This window comes from Nocardia vaccinii NBRC 15922 (assembly GCF_001613305.1).
Classification (GTDB): Bacteria; Actinomycetota; Actinomycetes; order Mycobacteriales; family Mycobacteriaceae; genus Nocardia; species Nocardia vaccinii.
Window position 1 is genome coordinate 1 of sequence record NZ_BDCC01000098.1, and the last position, 19,462, is coordinate 19,462.

The 19,462-nt window shown below is 66.0% G+C and carries 19 protein-coding genes and 2 pseudogenes; 12 read left to right on the forward strand and 9 right to left on the reverse strand.

All coding sequences use genetic code 11. From position 1 onward, the window contains the following. The first annotated feature begins 187 nt into the window (after positions 1-187). Both NV1_RS40845 and NV1_RS46240 read left to right on the forward strand, forming a co-directional pair. Positions 188-481: a hypothetical protein gene (locus NV1_RS40845; protein ID WP_067904835.1), complete on the forward strand. Its 294-nt coding sequence runs from the start codon at positions 188-190 to the stop codon at positions 479-481. A 26-nt stretch (positions 482-507) separates the two neighbouring features. Next, positions 508-1,385, forward strand: a pseudogene (locus NV1_RS46240) (IS3 family transposase); the annotation flags it as partial. Between the two features lie 7 nt (positions 1,386-1,392). Here the strand turns inward: NV1_RS46240 and NV1_RS44355 are convergent. Further along, positions 1,393-1,563, reverse strand: a pseudogene (locus NV1_RS44355) (IS30 family transposase); the annotation flags it as partial. Between the two features lie 697 nt (positions 1,564-2,260). Here NV1_RS44355 and NV1_RS40855 point away from each other — a divergent pair. Together NV1_RS40855 and NV1_RS40860 are read left to right on the forward strand one after the other, a co-directional pair. Next, entirely contained in the window at positions 2,261-3,088 is an 828-nt protein-coding gene (locus tag NV1_RS40855) for an alpha/beta fold hydrolase (RefSeq protein WP_067904838.1), read from the forward strand. Between the two features lie 115 nt (positions 3,089-3,203). Beyond that, a complete protein-coding gene (locus NV1_RS40860) occupies positions 3,204-4,481 on the forward strand; it encodes an AfsR/SARP family transcriptional regulator (RefSeq protein ID WP_067904841.1) in 1,278 nt (425 codons plus the stop codon). Between the two features lie 410 nt (positions 4,482-4,891). On the opposite strand, the gene NV1_RS40865 is transcribed toward NV1_RS40860, so the two are convergent. Beyond that, the gene (locus NV1_RS40865; RefSeq protein WP_067904886.1) at positions 4,892-5,764 is read right to left on the reverse strand and encodes a helix-turn-helix transcriptional regulator; all 873 of its coding nucleotides are present in this window, start codon (positions 5,762-5,764) and stop codon (positions 4,892-4,894) included. Between the two features lie 131 nt (positions 5,765-5,895). On the opposite strand from NV1_RS40865, the gene NV1_RS40870 reads away from it, so the two are divergent. From NV1_RS40870 to NV1_RS44360, 5 genes are all read left to right on the forward strand, one after another. Continuing rightward, on the forward strand, positions 5,896-6,846 hold the full coding sequence (locus NV1_RS40870) for an NADP-dependent oxidoreductase (RefSeq protein WP_067904844.1): 951 nt from the start codon (positions 5,896-5,898) through the stop codon (positions 6,844-6,846). A gap of 142 nt (positions 6,847-6,988) precedes the next feature. Continuing rightward, entirely contained in the window at positions 6,989-7,621 is a 633-nt protein-coding gene (locus NV1_RS40875) for a hypothetical protein (protein ID WP_157117754.1), read from the forward strand. Between the two features lie 170 nt (positions 7,622-7,791). Beyond that, entirely contained in the window at positions 7,792-8,646 is an 855-nt protein-coding gene (locus NV1_RS40880; RefSeq protein WP_084526702.1) for a GntR family transcriptional regulator, read from the forward strand. Next, a complete protein-coding gene (locus NV1_RS40885; protein WP_157117755.1) occupies positions 8,643-10,070 on the forward strand; it encodes an amidase in 1,428 nt (475 codons plus the stop codon). The genes NV1_RS40880 and NV1_RS40885 overlap by 4 nt, the downstream gene beginning before the upstream one ends. After that, positions 10,067-10,228: a hypothetical protein gene (locus NV1_RS44360; RefSeq protein WP_157117756.1), complete on the forward strand. Its 162-nt coding sequence runs from the start codon at positions 10,067-10,069 to the stop codon at positions 10,226-10,228. The genes NV1_RS40885 and NV1_RS44360 overlap by 4 nt, the downstream gene beginning before the upstream one ends. Positions 10,229-10,826: 598 nt before the next feature. On the opposite strand, the gene NV1_RS40890 is transcribed toward NV1_RS44360, so the two are convergent. The 5 genes from NV1_RS40890 to NV1_RS47175 all read right to left on the reverse strand — a co-directional run bounded on the left by NV1_RS40890 (position 10,827) and on the right by NV1_RS47175 (position 17,015). Then, the gene (locus NV1_RS40890) at positions 10,827-12,734 is read right to left on the reverse strand and encodes an FAD-dependent monooxygenase (protein WP_067904854.1); all 1,908 of its coding nucleotides are present in this window, start codon (positions 12,732-12,734) and stop codon (positions 10,827-10,829) included. 3 nt (positions 12,735-12,737) lie between these two features. Continuing rightward, on the reverse strand, positions 12,738-13,379 hold the full coding sequence (locus tag NV1_RS40895) for a VOC family protein (protein ID WP_067904857.1): 642 nt from the start codon (positions 13,377-13,379) through the stop codon (positions 12,738-12,740). Between the two features lie 16 nt (positions 13,380-13,395). Further along, positions 13,396-14,349, reverse strand: coding sequence for a fumarylacetoacetate hydrolase family protein (locus NV1_RS40900; protein WP_067904860.1), 954 nt, complete (start codon positions 14,347-14,349; stop codon positions 13,396-13,398). 731 nt (positions 14,350-15,080) lie between these two features. Beyond that, positions 15,081-16,397, reverse strand: a complete 1,317-nt coding sequence (locus NV1_RS40910) for a PucR family transcriptional regulator (protein ID WP_067904868.1) — start codon at positions 16,395-16,397, stop codon at positions 15,081-15,083. A gap of 312 nt (positions 16,398-16,709) precedes the next feature. Then, positions 16,710-17,015, reverse strand: a complete 306-nt coding sequence (locus NV1_RS47175; RefSeq protein ID WP_084526704.1) for a helix-turn-helix domain-containing protein — start codon at positions 17,013-17,015, stop codon at positions 16,710-16,712. 155 nt (positions 17,016-17,170) lie between these two features. Between NV1_RS47175 and NV1_RS40915 the strand changes: the two genes are divergently transcribed. The 3 genes from NV1_RS40915 to NV1_RS40925 are packed head-to-tail and all read left to right on the forward strand — an operon-like array spanning position 17,171 to position 18,397. Further along, on the forward strand, positions 17,171-17,956 hold the full coding sequence (locus tag NV1_RS40915) for a putative type IV secretion/conjugal transfer ATPase (RefSeq protein ID WP_157117759.1): 786 nt from the start codon (positions 17,171-17,173) through the stop codon (positions 17,954-17,956). Then, positions 17,943-18,185 (forward strand): hypothetical protein, encoded by a 243-nt coding sequence (locus NV1_RS40920; protein WP_067904874.1) that lies wholly within the window; start codon positions 17,943-17,945, stop codon positions 18,183-18,185. The genes NV1_RS40915 and NV1_RS40920 overlap by 14 nt, the downstream gene beginning before the upstream one ends. After that, positions 18,182-18,397, forward strand: a complete 216-nt coding sequence (locus NV1_RS40925; RefSeq protein WP_067904877.1) for a hypothetical protein — start codon at positions 18,182-18,184, stop codon at positions 18,395-18,397. The genes NV1_RS40920 and NV1_RS40925 overlap by 4 nt, the downstream gene beginning before the upstream one ends. A gap of 35 nt (positions 18,398-18,432) precedes the next feature. Here NV1_RS40925 and NV1_RS40930 read toward each other — a convergent pair whose 3' ends face one another. After that, a complete protein-coding gene (locus NV1_RS40930) occupies positions 18,433-19,032 on the reverse strand; it encodes a tyrosine-type recombinase/integrase (RefSeq protein ID WP_245714191.1) in 600 nt (199 codons plus the stop codon). A gap of 71 nt (positions 19,033-19,103) precedes the next feature. After that, positions 19,104-19,346: a hypothetical protein gene (locus NV1_RS40935; protein WP_067904883.1), complete on the reverse strand. Its 243-nt coding sequence runs from the start codon at positions 19,344-19,346 to the stop codon at positions 19,104-19,106. Positions 19,347-19,462 lie beyond the last annotated feature (116 nt).

Consider the following 19,462-nt stretch of genomic DNA (forward strand, 5'->3'; position numbering starts at 1 on the left):
ATTAGATGCCATGGTGCGGGTGCTCGTCCGTCACGGTCGGCGGCGAAGGCTTCTTCCTGTTCGTGAGCAGCGCTTTGTCGAAGGCGCATAGATCATCAGGCAACGTAGATGCAACGGCCTGCCCCCAAGAAGGCCGAGGCGCTCTTCCGCTTCAACGGTTCCGGATCGCCACATCAGGAGATTGCCCATGGGCTCGAAGTATTCACCAGATCCGCGCGATGACCTGCGTCATGCGTTGCATGACACGGTGTTTGCGCGCGAGTCGCTTGTCTTCAACATACACCTTCCAGTGCACGGAACTCTGAGCTTGTCCACCTGGGTGCACGGGGACGGCCTTGCAGGCACGGCCTCTGTTCTCTTCGAGCCGCTGGTCGGCTCGAAGGCGGTATTCGAAGTTGCCGCCAACGTTCAAATGTCCAAAAGTGCTGACTTCGACGACTGGACTGTCGGCCGGGACTGCCCGGGTTTGGTTGACTCCTGATCTGGGGAGACTGATAGGTCTTCTCTGTGAGAGGATGCGTCACCGGGCCGAAGCGGTACCCCGAAGAATTCCGTCGTGACGCGGTCGCTGTGGCCTGCAAGGGCGAGACGACACTGCGGCAAGTGGCGAAGGATTTCGGGATATCGGAGAGCTGCCTGGCCGGCTGGCTCAAACAAGCCGACATCGAGGACGGACAGCGCGCCGGGGTAACCCGCGCCGAGTCGGACGAGCTGCGTGAACTGCGTAAACGCAACAAGCTGCTGGAACAGGGGAACGAGATTCTGCGGCGGGCGGCGGCGTTCTTCCCTCGCGAGCTGCCCCCAAAATGTTCCCGCTGGTTCGAGATCTTGCCGCTGACCGAATCCCGGTGGCGGCGGCCTGCCGGGTACTGGGATTCACGAAACAGGCCTACTACAAATGGGCGCAAAACCCTGTGTCCCAGCGTATTTGGGACGACGCACATCTGATCAACGCCGCCTTGGATGTTCACGCCGACGACCCGGATTTCGGATACCGGTTCATCGCCGACGAACTCGCCGACCTCGGTTTCGAGGCCGGGGAGAACCGGGTCCAGCGTTTGTGCTCGCTGCAGGGCATCTACAGCGCGTTCGCCAAGAAACGCGGCCTGACCGTCCGGCCAGGCCCGCCGGTCCACGATGACCTGGTTCGCCGTGATTTCACCGCCACCGGCCCGAACCAGTTATGGCTGACCGATATCTCCGAGCACCGCACCGGCGAGGGGAAGCTCTACATCTGCGCTGTCAAGGACGTGTGGTCCAAGCGCATCGTCGGCTACAGCATCGATGACCGGATGACCGCGGAATTGGCGTGCTCGGCGTTGCGCAACGCTATCGGCCTGCGGTCACCGGCCGGCACCGTTGTTCATTCCGACCGCAGCAGCCAAGGCGGATTCAACTGGTCGTCGCAACACTTCTATGTTCGAGCAATTGTAGGTGATGGTTCATCGACTCGGCCGGAGTGCGCCCCCCGAGCGTCTTTCGCGGGCGTGTGTTGAGTGTGTGCGCGACTGCGGCGAGATCCCGCTTGGTCCATCGTGATAGATCGGTGCCTTTCGGGAAGTACGCCGACGACACCAGACGCCACCGACAACGAATCGAGTCCTGTTCCGCCGCTTGACAAATAGAGAGGCACCCCCGCTTTCTCGGAGAACTCTGAACTTCAGTCGCAGTGGTGGCGGGATCCAGCCAGCTTCCCCGGACCGGGGCGTTTGGCGTCGCTGGCAGCACTTGCCCTCGACGACGAGTTCGCGGTATCCGACTGATGCGCCGCCGTCGATCGGCCAGGAGTGGCTGGCCGGGAGCTTTCGGCTTCGGCTCCGTGGACCAGGGCGATTTCGAAGCCTGCTTCCGGCCCCGGGACCGGCGCCCGGAATGAGGCCGACTGCTGTTCCGAATGATCACAAAATTGCCGATTCCCGCGCCGGAGCTCATGAACTTCCCATCCGCGTATTCACTGAGGTCAGCGGCGGTTCGCTCACCCTGATCGCCGACGCCTGCGCAGTGGGGCCTGGTACACGAACGGCGCCTTCCGGGATGTGTACCGCTCGCTTTGGTCATGGTCGCATGGTTGCCATCCGGGGAGCTCCCAGGCGCGTGGTGATCCCGTCGTGCAGAGGATGGCCGGTGTTCTCGTTGGTACGGGCCCGGTCGGCGAAATCATCAAACGATAGATGACTCTCTTTATGAGAGTGGACTTGCATTAGGCGTGAGAGTTGGCTACCTTCGTGATAGTCAACTCTCACGAAGGATGTTTCGCTTCATGTCTGCTCCGATCACCACCCCGGCCACCCGCACCGTGACCCTCCCCACGGGTGTGCCCCTGACCATCACCGAGTACGGCGCCAACACCGACGGTCAGGCCGTGTTGATGCTGCACAGCGGCACCGGGCCGCGGACCATGGCCGGGATCTCGGCGGCGCTGTCCCAGCACGTCTACGTGATCACCCCGACATACCCCGGGTTCGACGGCACGCCCCGGCCGGAGGGTCTGGCCAGTGTCGCCGATCTCGCCGAGGCATATCTGGATCTGCTCGAAATCCTGGACCTGTCGGGTGTGATGGTGGTGGGCAACTCGGTTGGTGGCTGGGTCGCCACCGAGATGGCCCTGCGCGACAACCATCAGCGGATCGGCGCGCTGGTGTTGATGAATGCTGTCGGCATCCACGCCCACGTGCCCAAGAACCGGGTCGTCGATACCCGCACCCTCAATCCCGCCGAGGTCGGTCTCCGGTCGTTCGCCAATGCGGAGTTCCGGCCCGACTTCTCCGCGCTGCCCGCCGAGCAGCTCGCCGGGATCGCTGACAATCAGAAGACCCTCGCGCAGTACGGGGGCGAGCACTTCACCTACGACCCCGGCCTGCGTGGCCGGTTGCATCGCGTGACCGTGCCGGTGCTGGTCGTCTGGGGTGAGAAGGACGGCATCGCCCCGCTCACGTACGGCCGTGGTTATTCCGAGGAGTTCGTGAACGGTCACTTCGCGCCGATCGCGGACGCGGGTCACTTCCCGCAGGTTGAACAGCTGGGCGCCACTCTCGGTGCCATCGGGAACTTCGTCGACACTGTCGTGAAGCCCGGCGTGGCCGCCTGATCATCTGCTCGCGGGGGGCCGGACCGTGCCGGCGCACCGCGCCGGGCGCAACAGAGCCCGACCAGTTTCTCCACGAACACTCTGGCGGCGCCGGGAACTCGCAGGGCACAACCTCATGCATGCCAATATCCACGATGACCTGATCGAGGCGAGAATGCTTATACCGTTCTGCCGGGTTCTGGGTCCGACCGAAATCGAGATCGACGGCAACCTGGTCGATCTGGGCGGGCCACGCACCCGAAAGGTGCTGACGGTATTGTCCACCGGCCTCGGCGCTCCGGTACCGGACGACTGGCTGATCGACCAGGTCTGGCGAGATGAAAAGCCTGGCAACGTTGTTCAAGCATTGCGGGGCATCGTCAACCGGCTCCGCGCCGGGCTCGGCCCAGAGCTCGGGCATCGGTATCTGCTGCGCGGCCGCGGCGGATACGCCCTGACCATCCCCCTGGAGTACACAGATCACGGTCGGCTGCCGACTCTGATCGATGGGGCGCAACGGCAACTCGCCCACGGCGTCGCGGCGGCTGCGGCGAGAGATTTCGCGGCGGCGGTGGCGCTGTGGCGCGGGGATCCCTGGGAGGAACTCGGTGATGACCCCGAGCTCGCCGGAGCCCGGCTTCGCCTCGGCGAGCTGTACGAGACCGCAGTGGAGGAACTGCAAGCTGCACGGCTGGCGCTGGGTGACACCGCATCGGCGATCGCCGCACTCACCCATGCCGTCGAGGCCTCCCCCTACCGGGAACGGCGATGGGAATTGCTGGCCCTGGCCCTGTACCGCAGCGGACGCCAAACCGACGCGCTGGCCGCTCTGCAACGGATCCATCGACGCCTCCGCGCCGACACCGGCACCCACCCCGGCCCCACCCTCCGCACCCTCGAACACAGGATCCTGCAACACGATCCAGCCCTCCTCGCACCGGATCTCGCCGATGTATACGTTCCCCCGGCACTCGCGATTGATGAACCCGGGAACGGAGCGGTGAGCAGCACGGTCATCCGGATCGAGCTACACCCCGACGGGATCGACAAACCCACCAGTCGCGCCCGACTCCCACCGTCAGCCCAGCTCGACCTCTGCACCATCAACGCCGACAACGAAACTCGACTCTCCACAACCGGAAATCACGTCGACACCTGCCTTGTCGACACCCCCGATGCCATCGACACCGTCCGCCGATTACTCCAAGCCAAGCGTTATGACATCGTATTCATCTGTGCCGCAATCCGATTCGGCTCCGGTGACACCTCACTGCTCGAAACGATCGTCAACATCGCCCATGCACTGCAGCCGCGCTGCAGATTCATCTTCGGCGCCCTCGAAGACACGTACCCCATCGAGGGTCTCGCAGGCGCTGCAGGTGGACGACGGAGAACTTTTCCACGACCCACATGACCCCGAAAAGGAAACTGATGGATCAGCAATGCGCTTTTTGTTCTTCGGCTGCCGGTTTCGGCTGTGTCGCCCCGCAGCTGCCACCGGCCCGGGCGATGCGCGAGCGAACCGCTCGGGAAGGGTGGCGCGCGATCACCGCTGGGTGGAGTGTCCGGTGTGAGGATCCCCGCTGATCTGGGGAGCGAATTGGCAGGTTTCGGCTGAAACTCGTTGGTGGTAGCCGGTTTCGAACCTATTGGGCGGTCCGGCCTTTGCTGCGGGTCGGCCTCGTCCGCGATGTCGTCGGGATACTGGTCATGATTATTGCCACGGGTCCAACATCGGCTGGGTGATATGACCCGGTCGCACACCGAGAGGCAGTGTGGGATTGCGGCGCACCGGTCTCTATCGCGCTCGCAGGTGTGAGTGGGTCACGATCCGTGGGGGGTCGGGGTTGTGTGGCCGGGGGCATCGAGTAGGCCGGACAGCAATTGGAGGCGTTCGGCGTCCGGGCTGCCCGGCTCGGCGGTGTAGACGATGAGCATTGGGCCGGGGGTGCCCGGCATGGGGTAGGCGTCCCAGTCCAGGTTCAGTTCTCCGACGAGTGGGTGCAGGACCCGCATTCGGCCGCGTGTCGGGTTCTCCACGTCGTGGCGCGCCCACAGCGTCGCGAACTCGGAGCTGTGCACGGCCAATTCGCCCACCAACTCTACCGCGCGAGGGTGACCTGGTGCGGAGGCGACCTGTGCCCGCAGCATCGCGGTCAGCTCCGCGACCGTGGCAGCCCGCTCGGGACATGCCGGATCGGCATCGGGGTGCAACAACAGCGCGAGCAGATTCCGGTCATGTACGGGCAGCTCGGTGAACGCACCCAGCAGCGCGCCGGCCAGCGGGTTCCATGCCAGCACGTCCAGGAAACGCCCGACGAGCAATGCGGGCGAACCGGTCGCGGCCAGCAGCCGCAGGGTGGTCGGGGGCACCTCTTCGGGCGGATACTCGCGGGTTTGCCGGGCCGGGGTCCGCGTGGCGGCGGCGAGGGTGTGCAGGTGCCGGGACTCCTCGGCGGTGAAGTTCAACGCCCGGGCGAGAGCGTCGAGCACCTGGTCGGAGGGCCGCACGTCCCGGCCCTGTTCCATCCGCTGATAGTAGTCCGAACTCACCCCGGACAGCAGGGCCAGTTCCTCTCTGCGGAGCCCGGCCACGCGACGCCGAGGCCCCGGTTCGAGACCGACATCCTGCGGCCGCACCCTGGTCCGCCGAGTGCGCAGAAACTCCGCGAGCGCTTGGCGCGGTTCATCACTCATGAACTCATTGTGCCCGAGCGGCACCTCACGAGAGTGGGTCTGCCGGTCCCAGGACATCGGGAACGACCGCGATGTCGCCGGCAGCGCCCAGCATTGATGTCACATCAGCCGAATACGGAAGGAAGCCTGACATGAAGGCCGCACAGATCATGAGCTTCGGGGCGCCGCAGGTCCTGCGGATTACCGATATCGATCGCCCCACCCCTGGCCCCGGCGAGGTACTGGTACGGGTGCAGGCGTCCAGCATCAACGGACACGACGTCGTGGTGCGCGGCGGCGGCCTGAAGATGGTGTCCGGCCGCAAGTTCCCGATCGGCGTCGGGCTGGACTTCGCTGGTGCCGTCGTCGAAACCGGGCCTGGCGCGGATGATTACCGCGCCGGAGACCAGGTATGGGGCATAGTGCACCCTCGGCAGAAACACGCCGTCGCCGGGGCGGCCGAGTATGTGGCAGTCACCACGGATCGCATCGGCCCGGCGCCGGCCGGTGTCTCGGCGACCGAGGCGGCATCCCTGGTTGTCGCGGGCAGCACCGCACTGATCGCGTTGCGTGACAGCGTGGGGGTGGCCGCGGGCGAGCGGGTCCTGGTCCGTGGCGCCGCCGGCGGGGTCGGCACCTCGGCCGTGCAACTGGCACGGGCCATGGGCGCTCACGTCACCGCGTTGGCACGTGACCGCCACGCCGAGCTCCTGCGTGACCTGGGGGCCGAGGAAGTCCTCGACTACGGCAACACCACATCGGCGCAGATCGGACCGTTCGACGTCATCCTCGACACGGTCGGTACCGAGTTGAACTGCTACCGAGGCAGACTGGCCGAGGGCGGTCGGATGGTCACCGTCGGACTGTCGGCCCCCGCCATCGCCGCGATCGCGGCATCGACGATCCACGGCTCCCGGCGCATCCGCACGTTCAGCGCCAACCCCGGCCCGGATGTGCTGAACGTGGTCGCCGACTACGTCGCCTCGGGCGCGCTGCGCCCGATGGTGCACCACGTGTACCCGCTGGCCGACATCGCCGCCGCGCATGAGGCATTCGAACGCGGCGGCGTCCTGGGTAAGCACGTTCTAGCCATCGCAGGCTGAGACACCAAGCGCGCCAAGCGATTCGCTCACGGATGATCACACACCTCGGACACCCGCCACGAGTCGGCGGGCACCCGGCGTGCAGGACCAGTGGGCGTTGGGCTGTAATGTTGGTGGTGGTGGTGCCTGCTCCGTCCGCGCCGTGCAACTGCTGGCTGCGGCCCAGAGCCCGGACCCGTTCTCGCAGTTGGCGATCCAGATCGTTGACCTGCTGGTTCAGCTCCCGGCAGCGGGCGGTCATCGCCCGCGCGAGCTCGGCGACCAGACCGTCGAATCCGGTCAGTCGCTGCGTGAGATCGTCGATGACGCAGTAGCGGCGGAGTCCTCGGGAGGGAATCTCCCGACCAGGGTCGAGTTCGTGCAGATGCCAGCGCAGGCGATTGATCAGTTCGGTGCGCTCGGTGACCAGAACGTGACGGGGAAACTGCTGGAGCGCAAGGTTTCGGCACAAGGATGCGTACGCGCGATTCCGCGATTCACCGCTCCGATCCCAGCGTGGTCGGGCCACACCTCGGACAAGGTGCGACTCAATCGCGCCGGCAACCGCTTCCTCCCGCTTCGTGCGGGCTCGTTTGCGATACCCGTAATACCGTTGAAGGGGCGAGTTTTACGCCGAACTCACAACCCGGCGCAGATGAACTCCACACCCCACACAAGCCCGCCAGCCTCCCGGCGACCTTGGTGCTCGGTGACGAACTTCGCAAAGCGCGCCGGCTGGTCTATCTCGGCGATGCTCCTATGTCCCGGCAGCTGCCGGCAGAATGTTGGCTTTTAGTGTGGCTATTCTCGTCGACGTTCCCGGACTCCCGCCGCGGCCTCGCGAAACCAGTGGTGTAGGGAGAGAAAATTGCAGGTCAAGAGGGCGGGCAACAGCTCGCAGTTCGCGTAACAAGACGTTAACCGAATTCTCTGTCGCGTAATACGGGCCCGACGCACACTTCGGGCATGCAGTTCAGAACACAACCAGCACGCCAACGCGATAAGGGCGGGCTCTCCGACCGGCAGTCGGGGTTTCACGACCAGTTGCGCGAGGTACTCCCCGCCGCATCACATCTACTCGCCCACCGCCTGCACGATGCCCTCCGCGCCGCGCTGCGCGCCGGGGCCTTCGACAACGGCAGACTGCCGGCCGAACCCGAGCTGATGGCTGAATATCAGGCATCCCGCGATGTCGTCCGCGAAGCGTTGGACCTGTTGCGTCGGGCTGGATTGATCGAGCGCCGTCAGGGGGTGGGCACGCTGCCGACACGACCGGAATATGTTGCGACCGGCGCAATTCCACCTGCTGGGTGCTCCCTCGAGGACCATTTGGCGCTCGGCCGAATCACGCCGAAGCTGCTGCACTGGGCGTGGATTCCGGTACCGAAGGTGGTCAGCGATCGGCTCACCGGAGTGGACCCCAGCGACGACTGTCTGTGCATCGAATACGTGTTCCTGCTGGATGATCGCCCGCTAGGGATCTTCACGAACTATCTGCGCTCACCCGAGGCGGCGCGTATCGACCAGGTCGCATTCGTCGATGACTTCTATTCGCTGCTCGACCACGGCGGCGTCGATATCGACGCCTTCGACATCGGCATGCAAGCCGCCAGCGCCGATGATTGCGCGGCCGCATTGCTGCATGTGCTGCCGGGAGAGCCGGTCATGTTGTTGGAGCAGTCGATTCGTAACCGCGACGGGGAGGTCGTCGACTATATGCTCGGAACCTGTTGCAGCGACTTCCAATTGCGCATCGATCGAGTCGCACGCATCGCTCTGACCGGAGCCCTGACCAGCAGACATTTCGAGGAGCACCAGTGAGCACCGTTGTACCATCCATTCAGAGCCTCACCGGTGCCGCGACCGCCTTGCGAAACCGTGAGGTCAGCGCCGTGGAGTTGGTGGAGCAGGCCATCGCCGAGGCCGACCGCCACGACGATGAGGTAGGCGTGTTCATCAGCCGATTCGACGACCGGGCCCGAGAACAAGCCGGACGCGTCGACGCCAAGATCGCGGCAGGTGCTCCGCTTTCGCCATTGGATGGAATTCCGTTGGGAGTCAAGGATATTCTTGCCCATCCGCACGGACCGACCACCGCCCAGAGCCTCGTCCTCGATCCTGCCTGGGCGGATTCTGTCGGGTGTGCTGTCGCGGTCCACCGCCTGGAGGCTGCCGGTGGCATCGCCATGGGTAAGACCACGACGATGGAGTTCGCGATCGGAACCCCGGACCCGGACAAGCCGTTTCCGGTCCCTCGGACCCCCTGGGATCTGAATTGCTGGGCCGGTGGCTCGAGCTCGGGCTCGGGCAGCGGTATCGCCGCGGGAATGTTCCTGGGTGCGGTGGGCACGGACACCGGGGGCAGTATCCGGATTCCCGCCGCTTTCAACGGAATCACCGGCCTGAAGCCGACATTCGGCCGTGTTCCGAAATCCGGTGTCGTGCCATTGGGCTACACCCTGGACCACGTCGGCCCGATGGCCCGCACCGCCGCCGACTGTGCCCTGCTGCTCTCCATCATGGCGGGCCACGACCACTCCGACCCGTACAGCGCCCCGGCACCGATCCAGGACTATCCGGCAGCGCTCACCGGCGATCTGCACGGCATCACCATCGGCGTGGACAATCTCGACCGCTACGCAACAGCGGGCATCGACCCCGAGCAGCCAACGCGGTTCACCGCCGCCCTCGAGGAGCTCCGCGCGGCGGGCGCGACCATCGTCCCGGTCGAAGTCCCGATGTATCCCGAAGTGGTTGCCATCGGCCTCGTGGTCATGCTGGCCGAGGCACACGCCTACCATCGTCGCGACCTCTTGGAGCGATGGATCGACTACGGCCGTGGCACCCGGATCATCCTCGCCGCCGGTGCGGCCATCACCGGCGCGGATTACGTTCAGGCACAACGAGTCCGGCGGATAGCCCGAAAACAGGTAGCAGACCTGCTCGACCGCGTGGACCTGATCGCCACCCCCACCGGCCACCTCGGCGCCCCGCGCCTGGACACGATCGACCAACTCCAGCCGCTCAACGTTCTCGCCTCCCTGCACACTCCGTACTGGAACCCGCTCGGCCACCCAACCCTCGCCCTCCCAATCGGTCTGTCCAGCACACACACGCCGCTATCGATGTCGATCACAGGCAGGCATTTCGACGAATCCCTGGTCCTCCGCGCCGGTGACGCCTACCAACGCCGCACCACCCATCACGTCGATGTCCCCACCGCCCTGAGGAGAAGCCAACAATGACAACGTGGTCCGAAGCCCCGCAAGAAAATGAGGCAGTCGATGCCCTCACCCGCATGGTTTGCGATCTTGCTGAAACCCTGCACAAGATCTCCGATGCCCGATATACCGATCCGGAGTATGGCTTCGTGATCGACACCCCAGCCGGGCTCGCTGAGTAGAGCTCGCCAAGCTGTAGAGATCGTGCGGAACCTCATCTCCTCGTCGGTCCCAGGACCGGCTTCCGATCCTTCACGTTTCAGGTGAGATCGGGTCACCTTCGGTGGCAACGCGCAGCAGTTGGTGCATGAGTGCGATCTCGGCGTAGATCCCGAGCGAGGAGATCCCGACCAGTACCACTCGTAGGTTAAATGGAGGGGTGATTCCTGGTAGCCGGGAATGAGCCCGGTTGGGGATGCGGTGGCAGGGCGCGCTGGGGCTGGCGGAGGTGACCGGTACGTCGCTACAGTCACGCAGGTGCCGGGCGGTCTCGTGGTTTGCGGCGATTACCAATACTAGGCCCCGGGCCGGCTACAGCTGAGCTGCCTAGACCAGCAGGGCTCAGGTCGAGCATAGCAGCGCGCGCTGGGACAGTGGCACCGCTTCGATGCTCGCCAGATCGTGCAGGTGGTCGTAGTTCGGCCGCTACAGCCGGTCGAGCGCTGCGGGGCCGGTGGTGGTGTCGGGCATCGGGAACCGCGTGATGGCGTCGGTTATCGGACAGGCAGGCAAGCCGCAGCCGTGGTGTTCGGGATGGATGGGTGTCGCCGTGTTTGCTGGTCAGTGTGTGGCGTCGGCTGCGGGGTCCGCGGTGGGTGTGTTGGGGCGTGCGCGGAACTCGTCGCGTGCCGGCCTCGGCTTCTGGCGGTCGTGGTCGTGGTCGTGGGGGTCGGGCCAGTACGGGCCCCACCGGTGCCGCAGCCAGCTGAGGAGCGTCGGTACTGCGGTGGGAGCGTCGTGGTGGCTGCGCCATACGATGTGACCGTCGGGTCGTGCCAGGACTGCGCCGTGTTCACCGACTTCGTACAGCGCGATCAGTGTGGCTTGCTGCGTGGGCTCGGACACCCGTAAGCCGACGACCTGCATCGCAAGGGGTGGTGGCTCGTCGCTGGCGTCCAATACCCGCGACCAGGCGCCGGGGTCTGCGGTGAACAGGGTGAGCCGGTCGGGTTCGAGCAGGTCATGGATAGGCACTGGCGCGTTTTCGTGGGCGAGGAGGCTGTGGGGCAGGCGGGCGCCAGGCCATGTCGTGGGACGGTAGGTGAGGACACCGTCACCATCGATGGGCGCGCTGCCGGGTTCGTAGCAGATCAGGGGGCTGCGGTAGATGTAGCCGAACTCCAGGCCGGTGGCGATGAAATGTTCGAGCTGGTCGGGGATCCGGTCGGCGATCCGGGTACGGACGCGGGAGGCGCGGCGGTGTCCAGGTGCCATGACGGCGGTGCGTGCGGTCTGCAGGTCGGTGAGGCGGTCGCACAGCGGCGCCAGCACCCGGCCGGGCAGCCACGACAGCGGCGGGCGAGCGAAGGCCGCGGTGGCCTGCTGCAGGGCGCGGTTGGTGACGCCGAGGGGCCCGGTGACCTCGTCCAGCAGGAAATGGTTGCTGACGCTTTGGTCTGCGAAGCGTGCGACGACGGGCCGTCGCTCGGTGTCGTAGGTATCCAGCAGGGCGTCGGTGGCGCCGCCGTGGAGGATCGCGGTGATCTTCCAGGCCAGGTTGTGGGCGTCCTGAACGCCGCTGTTGAGGCCGAAGCCGCCGGTGTGGGGGAATCGGTGGGCGGCGTCGCCGGCCAGCAGCAGCGGTCCGCAGCGAAACCGTGACGCCATCTGCGAGGTCATCGTCCAGGTGCCGGTGGAGCGGATGTGGGCCTGGACGTCGGCTCCCAGCACGTCGGGCAGCATGGTCTGCCAGTAGGCGCGGCTCGCGCACGCGATCTGTTGCGCCGGGTGCAAGTAGGCGGTCATCAGGATGTAGTCGTGGTCGGCGTGGGCGATCATGACCCCGCAGAATCCGGGCCGATAGATCCAGCTCAGCAGGGGCCGGTCGGTCCCGGTGGGGAACAGATCCGGGGCGTGGAAGAACACGCTGCCCATATTGGCCAGCACCGGGCCCTGCAGTGCGATGCCCGCCTGCTCACGTAGGGCGCTGTTGGCGCCGTCGGCGGCCACGACGAAGGGGGCGGTGACCTGCCTTGGGTCCACCTGCCCAGGTGTGTAGGTCGTGACCGAGGCGCTGGTGGCGGCCCGGTCGAGATGCTCGGCGGTGGTGGCGCGGCGAAAGTCGACGAGAGGCTCCCGGTCGAGTGCGTCCCACAGCACCGGCATCAGCTGGTGCTGGCCGATATGCGACAGCAGGAACGGGCTGTGGCTGCGTACCCGGGCCAGCCAGTCGGGTTGCGACAGCAGATCGATCTGCCCGAGCGGTTCGCCGGCCGGGTCACCGCACCAGCGGATGATGTTCACCTGGTCGGGCGGGGGCGCCAGCGCCGTGATCCGCTCGGCGAGCCGGGGGTCGGCGTGGCGCCAGATTTCCAGCGAGCGGGCGTTGATCACGTGCGCCGCCGGATGCAGCAACGGTTCGCTGCGTCGTTCCAGCACGATCGTGGGCACCCCGTAGCGGGCCAGCAGCAATGCCAGCGTCGAGCCCGTGGCACCGGCGCCGACAATGACAACAGGACTGTCGGTCATCGTCTACAACGTCTTCCAGGTTATGGCGCGGGTATTCGCGCGCGGTGTTATTCCAGGGCGGGTACCGGCGCCCGGTTCGAGCAACCGCGCCAATGGTTCGCCGTCACCGAGTCGGTCCAGCAGGTAGTCGGGGTCGATCTCCACGCCGATCGGGTTGTCCTCGAACGCGGAGCTGGCGAAGTACTCGGCGGTCGCGGCCGCGGTGGGGAAGTTCTCGACCTGGAACTCGAGGCGAATTCCGTCGGGATCTTCGTAGTACGGCGATGTGGTGGGGCCGTGGTTGATCGACCACACTGGTGTGATGCCCTGGTCTTTGAGCCGCCGATAGGTGCTCAGCAGCCGCTCCAGGGAGGAGAAGGTGAACGCCAGATGGTCCACGCCGTAGAACTTGCGGCGGAATCGGGCCAGTGGCAGCAGATAGCGCAACAGCCCCGGGACTTTTACCAGCGCCAGGCGATGGCTTTCGGCATCCCAGGTCAAAAACGCGATCCGGTGGTCCTCGTGCGCGATCCGTGCACCGAACACGGTGCGGTACCAGGCGATCATCTGCGGTGCGCGCGCGGTTTTCACCACCCAATGCGCCAGCCGCTCCGGCGCGACGGCGTGATCGACGGCAATGGGGTGCGGGTCGGGAAGCGGTGTCATGGTGAGCCTTCAGGAGTCAGGGGGCGGTGATCAGGGTGCGTTGAGTGCCGAGATCGAGTGCGCCGGACGCGTCGCGGATGGACGCGGTCACCACGTCACCGGGCGCGAGATAGGGTTTGCGCAGGTTCTGGCGGATGAACAGCGACCACAGCCGGTGTTCGGGCAGCAGCGCGGCCGCCAGGCGCCGCACCAGCGCGGGTGGCGTGGTGGCGGTGCACCCGTGTGGTGTGCCGGTGAGCACGACGTCGCCGGGGCTCAGGTTGCAGAACTGACTCAGCTCGGTCAGGGTTTCGGCGGGCCGGTAGAGCATGTTGGCGGTGGTGTCGTGCTGGCGCAGCTCGCCGTTGACCTCCAGCCGCAGCTCGAGAGTGTCCAGCAGCGGTAGGTCCTCGGGATCCAGGATCGCCAGATACGGGCCGAGCGGGCAGAAACCGCGATAGCTTTTTCCTTTGAGGAACTGTCCCTGGGGCAGTTGGACATCGCGTGCGGACAGGTCGTCCGCGATCGTGACGGCGAACAGATAGTCGGGCAGGTCCGCGTCGGTGATCATGGTCGTCGCGTCGATCCGGCGGCCTATGACCAAAGCGAGCTCGATCTCGAAATCCAGCAGCCGCACGTGGGCCGGGCGGGTGACCGGGTCGTGTGCGCCGGTGATCGCGGCGTCGGTCTTGTCGAAGAACAGGTTGAACGCGTGCGCGTCGGGATCCATGCCCGACTCGATCGCGTGCTGACGATAGTTGGCTCCCTGGCAGATCACCCGGCACGGTGTCGTGATAGGTGAGAGCACCGTGACCGCGTCGAGCCGGTGTACCGGAGCCTGGTCGCGGGCAGCGCGCCAATCCGGCCCTCCGGTCGTGATCAGATCGGCGGTGCTGGGATAGCTGCCGTGCAGCGGGATGATCTTCGAGTCTGTGACCACCCCCCACTCGACGGCGTCACCGACGCGGTAGCGGAGAAGATGCGTGACCATGATGCGGGCTCCTCGAGAGTATGGGCGGGGTTCACGGTGCGGTGAGCAGGCCGAAGCCCGTGATCACGTTCGTGTCGATGCCGGGGGTAGCGATACGCCGCGGCCGACTCGCCGGATCGACCGAACGCGGTGACTGCCGGATGGGCGGCCGGCATCCGTGCGCGGTGCCATGGGACACAAGCGGGCACCGGCGGCCACTCTGCGCCCGACGCCCGCCGGCCTCGAGCCCGGCCGGATTCCGACGCGCCCGGTCGGCGTGTTCGATCATCGCCACCGGCGACCGCAGCACGCTGCTCGATCCGTTCGAGCCCCCGACGGGCGCAGGCGAAACAGGTGCAGGCAAGAGCAACTCCCGAACGAACACGGATATGAACGCCCTCTATCGAAGCGCTGGACCCCGACCGGGAGCTTGGGTTCGAGTACAAACCATCGACCTACGATGGGACTCGAGCCCAACATCGGGTGCGCCTCAGCAGCCGTCAAAGATGGTGCGCCCGCGGATGCTGTCTGACCGCCGGTGCGCACCGGCCCCTGTTCGGGTGCAGGTTCCGGCCGATAGGTCGGCGCCCGGTTTCATCGCCCGGGGCCACGTCGTCGACAGCTCCGCGCACGCAGAGCACTGGAGCCATTTACCCAGCCGCGCGGCGCCGTTCATCGAAGCGGCGGACCTCGCCTGGCGGCTTGTCGGGTACAAATCCTCAACCGGGGCTTTTACTCGAGCCCAAGCCTTGTCAGGTGCCTGTGGAAGGTGGCCGGTCGGTGGCGGGAGTATCACCGAGGACCGCAGTGCCGAACTCGTCGGCGAGGGCGAGCGCGGCCTGCAACGGCAGACGGCGTTCGCTGATCTTCCGCCCCCGCAGTTGCTCGGCGCGCTGCACACGATAGGCGACGGTGTTGCGGGCGACATGCAGCAGTGTCGCCGCTTCGGTCAGACTGCGCCCGACATCCAGGTAGCACTTGAGCGTGGCCCTCACCGCCGTGACCGGTTCTCGCGGGTCGGCGAGGCTACCGAGCTCGCGGCGGACGAACTCCCGCGCCTGCTCCATATCGCTGCTCAGCATCGCCACGACGTCGAGCTCGCGGTAGTCGAACACCCACCGCGCGGCGACCGAGATCGTGGCCACGCGCTCGGCTTCGAGGGCCTGGCGGTGACTGGCGACGAACCCTTCCACCCCTGATGCCGGCACTCCCATCGCGACACGGACATCCGCCGGCGGGCGCGGCGCCGACACTCTCGCCCGTGACGGCGGACCGCCGACGTGTGCGCCCCACGCCCACACCCGGCGCCCGCCGACCGGCACGATCAACGTCGAGGTGCATTCGCAGGCCGCCAGCACCGCGGCGGCAGCCTCTTCGAGCCGATGCGCCCCGATCATCGTGTACTCGTCGGTCCACACCACCAACGCCAGATGATGCCGCGACAGGTCATAACCCAGCGTGCGCACGGCGCGATCGAGCGGAACGCGACCGCCCCGCAAGATCTCCTGCAACACCTCCCGCCGCAACGCGGCCGAACTGGCCAGCCACACGTCGTGCGCGCGCCCGTACTCGCGCGCCATCGCCTCGCTCAACCGGTCGGCGATATCGAACAGCACCTCGTTGATACGCCGCATCTGGGCAAATCGGTCATCGGCCGGAATCAGCTCCTCGGCCGCGTCGAGAACCCGCTGTACCGCCAGACCGTGACCGACGCGGATGCTGCGCAGCATGTGCTCGACCCCCACACCACGACTGACCACCTCGGCGGGACCCAGCAGCGCCTCGGGCGCCGCGTCGACACGGAAGTCCTTCTCATCGGCCAGCGCGGCTGTGGCATGCAGAGCGACTGCCTCCCCGCCCACCCGCACCATCTCCACGATGCCGTGTACCCCCAGCTCGGGCACCTCGACGACGATCCGATCCGCGATCGCGCGCCCGAGCTCCACCGCCCACCCCGCCGGCCCGGCACCGAGCCGGACCGTCAACTCCTCGACAGTCGCCGCGGGCAGCACCGAACGAGCCAGCACACCACCCTCGTTCGGGCAGAGCCGACGAATCCAACCACCCATGCCAGCAGAACTCATCGCCGCCACAGATCAGCACACTAGACGACCCCTGTGGCCAGATGTCGCCAGTTCGCCGCAGTGACCACAAGCGGACCTGGACTCCACCTCGGTGACTCACGTCGCCGCCGTGAACCCGGCGCGGATCCACGTGTACACACGCAGGTCATCGGCACCACCGGGATCGATGCCGACGACGGCAGCAACGACCAGGTGGTGCCCGGCATTCCGCCACCTGGCCCCCGGCCCGCCGCGGCATTCGTTCCTGATCGGATGATCCCCGGACAAACAAACGAACTGCGTTACAGTGCTAGGACGTTAGGATGCGTCGCCGTTTCGAGCTGTATGAATCTGAAGTTTGTCGCGTAACCAGTTGGATGGGATCCGTAGGCGGTGGCCGATTCGAATGGCTGGCACCTCACTGGATTTGATCGCTGCGTACACAGTAGAGCGGCCGACACCGAGCAAGCGAGCGGCGTCGGGAACCGATACCGTCGGCTCATCGAGCAGGCGCTGCAGTTCGTCTGCGGCACTGACTGGAGTGCGCTCGCGTTGCGAGCGAGGGCGTTCGTGCATGACGATCTCCTGACGGGCACAGTGAAGCCGGTCAGTCCCTCGCGTCATCCACGATACCGGTCTGTCAGATCGTCGAGACAACCATGTTGAGCGTGTTTGCCTCACAGAGCATTTCGGCCGCGGTCCCCGGCGGAACACTCAGGGGCAGGAGCCTCGAGTAAACGAGCCCAGGCTGGTGTACTCACTACATTACCGGCGCTCCGGTGCATTTCGATCAGATGAGCTGGTTCGTTCGCGGTTTCATCACCGCGCCGATCACGTTTGTGTTGGCGCTCAATGGATTCGGGAAGAGTTCGCTGATTCGGCGGCTGGTGACCGGTGCTGTGGCGTCCGGGTCGGTCGCGTTGTGCATGGGTGACACCAAACCCGACTACCGCGACCTGGTCCGGTTACTCGGTGGGCAGGTCATCGACCTGGGGTACGGGCACGGCACGATCAACCCGCTCGCGGTCGGCGCCCTGGGCATGGTCATCGACCGGCTCCCCGATCCGGATCAACGCCGCCAGGTCGCCGCGCGTGTGGAGGCCGGGCAGGTCAATATCGTCGCTGGGCTGATCGAGCTGGTTCGTGGCAGCCGGGTCGCGGACTACGAGGAAACGCTCCTGATCGCGGGGCTTCGCGAACTCTACAGTCCCGCAGGAGGCTTCACCCCCACCGCGCCGCCGTTGTTGTCGGATCTGCTGGCGGTGATCTCCGCGGGCGGGCGGCGGATGCGTCAGTTCGCCGAAGAAGACGACGAGACTTCGTACCGGGCGAGTACGAAAATGCTGCGTCGCTCGCTGCGGGCCCTGGTGGAAGGGCCGTGGGGTGCGATCTTCGACCGCCACACCAGCACACCGGTGGATCTGTCCAGCCCCGCGGTGTGTATCGACGTCTCCCGTATCCCGGAGGGCGACACCAAACTCCTGGCTGCGGCGCTGATGGTGTGCTGGTTCTTCGCGACGAGCGGCGCGACGGCGAGGGAAGCGGGGCGCGGTGACCGCGGTTGATGTCCGCCTGCGGGTCGATGACGGGTACCTGCCGTGGAGTGCGGCCGACTCGCGCCGAAGGATTCGGCACCGTGGCTGCCGCGCACGCGGTGGCCGACAACGCCTCTTGTGCTTCTCCGGCGACACCGCCGCGATCGGAGGCTGGGCGCACAGTGCGCAGCGCGTTGTCCACGATCCGATCGGTGCGTTGGTGGCGTGCTTCGAGGCGGCGCACAGCGTGGCGAGTTGAATGACGCCGTAGGGGCTCGGCGAAGCGGGGATCTGCTCGCGTCCGCGATCGTCGGCGTGATGCACCAATGGTCGGCAGGTTTGTTCGATCTCCGATCCATGCGGGCGCGTCTTCGGGATCTGGTCGATGCGGCGTTCGCGGCCCGTCGGCTACCGGCCGCGGAGCTCCGAAGCTGGCGTGACGAGCTGGGAATCATCGGACGCGCGGACTGAACTGAGCCGGTTCAGTACAGGAAGACCTCGGCACCCTAATAGACGCGTAGAACGTCACCCGAGCCGAGCGCCAGAAGACCGAACTGCGCATGCTCGTGCTTGTCTCGGCCGCAGAAATCGAGGGTTTCGATCAGTGACTGGCAGCAGATCACCCTCGGTGATCTGCTGACCTGTGTGCGCCGCAAGGTCGCCGTGCAGGATGCGGCCGCGGCGCAGTCGAGTTCGAGGCGGAGGCCGTGTTGTGCGAGTCGGCCGCTGTGGTGGGTGAACAGGAACTGGGCCGGTTTCCCGGTGCGGGGATGGGTCAATGGCTTTCCGGGACTGCGGGTTTCGATGATCCGGTCGACGAGTTCGACGGTTTCGGCGTCGAGCGGGACCATCCGTTCGGTGTCGAGTTTGCCGAGCGGGACTTTCAGCCAGGCTTCCTCGCCGGGAATCTCGTGGACGCAGTCGATTTCGAGGTCGAGTAGTTCCCCGATCCGCAGCCCGCAAGCCCGTGCCAGCAGCAACGCTGAGGCGGCGAGTTCGTGATCGCTGCAACGCAGAGCGTCGGTGAGCCGCCGGTCAGCATCGACCGGGATGTAGCGTTGCAGCGGTTTGGGGAGGCCCTGCGTGTCAGGCTGAGTTGAGACCACCACTTCACAGCAACTCGGCCTGACGCGGGGCCCTGGACGCCGCACTGGCCGCTGACGGCACATTGGTAGCGCTACGCGAGCGGGCACACGATGTGCAACGCTCCACGCGCAACCGCAACAGAGCGACCGCCGCCGAGGGCACAGGCGCCGAAGCCACTGTCATGTTGCCAGTTGTCGTCGACGGCCGAGTCATAACGCTGCCTCTCGACCCCCGTGTCGTTGGTCTCGCGGGTGGCAACCTTACTGGTACCGATGGCAAACGCGAAGACGATGCAGATTTTTCTCTGGTAAGCCGTCGCGCAGTCCTCATTCAAGGAATAGCGGTAGCGGCAACTAGCGCATTGGATCCCAACTTTATCCGCAATTCTGAGCCCATTGAATCGCTTGTTCTTACAAGGCGGATTTCTGAACGCACTTTAGTACTCCAGCC